Consider the following 2,483-nt stretch of genomic DNA (forward strand, 5'->3'; position numbering starts at 1 on the left):
CCGGCCTTTCCCGCAGCCGGATTCGAACCCTGGAACCAAATCACGGGGCCTGGAACCAAATCACGGGCGAGACTGTTCAGTTGTAACTTTGATCCCACCCAGACATCCCGGCCGGCAAAGCGGCGATATTGAGGAGTTCTCACCATGAAGATTTCATCCGGATTTCGTTCCATCGCGGTTGCCGCCATCGCCACCGCGAGCATCGGCTTTGCCAGCGCCGCGCATGCCGACAGCGGCACGATCCGCTTCGCCGTCTACAAGGCGGCGTTTTTCGTCGGCGGCTCCGGCGGCAAGGGCACCTTCACCTTCCGTGGCAAGAGCTACCCGATCTCGATCGGTGCAGTATCCGGAGGCCTGGCTTTCGGCGTGTCCAAGACATATTTTCGCGGCACGGTTCGCCATATCCGCCGCGCCCGCGACGTGACCGGGGTCTACGGAGCAGCCGGCGGCGGCGGCACGATCGGCAAGGGAGCCCAGGTGATCATCATGACCAATGACAAGGGCGCCCAACTCGAACTCACGGGCAAGCAAGTCGGCCTGCAGGTCAACGCCGACCTCAGCGGCATGGCCATCTCGTTCGAGTAAGGCCGTCATTCCAGCCGGACCATATTCAAAGGGCGGTGCCGGCTTCGAGCCGACGCCGCCCTTATCATTTACCTAGCTCCTGAGCCCCGGCGCCTCCTGGCCGGTGCGCTCGACATATTCCGTATAGCCGCCGCCATAGGTGTGGATGCCTTCGGGCGTCAGTTCCAGCACGCGGTTGGAAAGCGCCGCCAGAAAATGCCGGTCGTGCGAGACGAACAGCATGGTGCCTTCATACTGCGACAGTGCGGTGATCAGCATCTCCTTGGTGGCGATGTCGAGATGGTTGGTCGGCTCGTCCAGCACCAGAAGGTTGGGCGGGTCGAACAGCATCAGCGCCATCACCAGCCGCGCCTTCTCACCGCCTGACAGCACGCGGCACTTCTTCTCGATCTCGTCGCCGGAAAAGCCGAAGCAGCCGGCGAGTGCCCGCAGCGGCGCCTGGCCGGCCTGGGGGAACGCGTCCTCCAGTGTCTGGAACACGGTGCGCTCGCCTTCCAGCACCTCCATGGCGTGCTGGGCGAAATAACCCATCTTGACACTTGGGCCCCGCGCGACCGTGCCGGTGTCGGGCTCGGAAGCGCCGGCGACCAGCTTCAGAAGCGTCGATTTGCCGGCGCCGTTGACGCCCATGATGCACCAGCGCTCGCGGCGGCGGACCTGGAAGTCGAGCCCCTCATAGATGGAGCGGCTGCCATAGCCCTTGTGGACGTTCTTGAGCGTCACGACATCCTCGCCGCAGCGCGGCGCCGGCAGGAAATCGAAGGACACGGTCTGGCGGCGCTTCGGCGGCTCGACGCGGTCGATCTTGTCCAGCTTCTTCACCCGGCTCTGCACCTGCGCGGCATGCGAGGCGCGCGCCTTGAAGCGCTCGATGAAGGCAATCTCCTTGGCCAGCATTGCCTGCTGGCGCTCGAACTGTGCCTGCTGCTGCTTGTCGGCGATCGCCCGCTGCTGCTGGTAGAATTCGTAGTTTCCGGAATAGGCGGTCAGCGAACCGGCGTCGATCTCGACCACCTTGTTGACGATGCGGTTCATGAACTCGCGATCGTGCGAGGTCATCAGCAGCGCGCCGTCATAGTTTTTCAGGAAGGATTCCAGCCAGATCAGGCTCTCCAGGTCGAGATGGTTCGATGGCTCATCGAGCAACATGGCGTCGGGCCGCATCAGCAGGATGCGGGCCAGCGCCACGCGCATCTTCCAGCCGCCGGAAAGCTTTCCGACATCGCCGTCCATCATCTCCTGCGAAAAGCCGAGACCGTCCAGCACTTCCCGCGCACGGCCATCCAGCGCATAACCGTCGAGTTCCTCGAAGCGGTGCTGCGCCTCGCCATATTTTTCGATGATTTCGTCCATCTGGTCGGCCTGGTCAGGATCGGCCATGGCCGCCTCGAGGGCTGCCATTTCGGCCGCGACTTCGGACACCGGCCCGGCGCCGTTCATCACTTCGGCGACAGCGCTGTGGCCTTCCATGTCGCCCACATCCTGACTGAAATAGCCGATGGTCACGCCGCGATCGACCTGCACCTGGCCTTCGTCGGGCTGCTCCTGGCCGGTGATCATGCGAAACAGTGTCGTCTTGCCGGCGCCGTTCGGCCCGACGAGGCCGACCTTCTCGCCCTTCTGCAGGGACGCCGACGCTTCGATGAAGACAAGCTGACGGCCGTTCTGCTTGCTGATGCTTTCAAGTCTGATCATGCGGTGTCCGGGCTATATGCTTGCGCGAAAGGATTTGCCCGGCGCCTTACGCGAAGGATGGCCGCAAAGGAAGAGGCGCAAGCGCCGCATACAGCGGAACGCCCTTGCCTTCCCCCCTTGTGGGGGAAGGTGGATCGGCGCGTCAGCGCCGAGACGGATGAGGGGTGTTCCAGCGGAATGAGACGTTAGTGTTCCCTGGAACA

The 2,483-nt window shown here is 63.4% G+C and carries 2 protein-coding genes; one reads left to right on the forward strand and one right to left on the reverse strand.

Going from position 1 to position 2,483, the window contains the following annotated elements; genetic code table 11:
- Nucleotides 1–144: 144 nt before the first annotated feature.
- Entirely contained in the window at nt 145–585 is a 441-nt protein-coding gene (locus EOB59_RS34395) for a hypothetical protein (protein WP_128290270.1), read from the forward strand.
- A 72-nt stretch (nt 586–657) separates the two neighbouring features.
- Here the strand turns inward: EOB59_RS34395 and EOB59_RS34400 are convergent, their stop codons facing one another.
- Nucleotides 658–2,280, reverse strand: coding sequence for an ABC-F family ATP-binding cassette domain-containing protein (locus EOB59_RS34400; RefSeq protein ID WP_127267001.1), 1,623 nt, complete (start codon nt 2,278–2,280; stop codon nt 658–660).
- Nucleotides 2,281–2,483: the final 203 nt, after the last annotated feature.

The organism is Mesorhizobium sp. M7A.F.Ca.MR.176.00.0.0 (assembly GCF_004023165.1).
Taxonomy (GTDB): domain Bacteria; phylum Pseudomonadota; class Alphaproteobacteria; order Rhizobiales; family Rhizobiaceae; genus Mesorhizobium.

What these genes read in the sequence shown, in the direction of transcription:
- EOB59_RS34395 (WP_128290270.1), top strand. Translation starts at nt 145, where the DNA reads ATGAAGATTTCATCCGGATTTCGTTCCATCGCGGTTGCCGCCATCGCC.
- EOB59_RS34400 (WP_127267001.1), bottom strand. Translation starts at nt 2,280, where the DNA reads ATGATCAGACTTGAAAGCATCAGCAAGCAGAACGGCCGTCAGCTTGTC.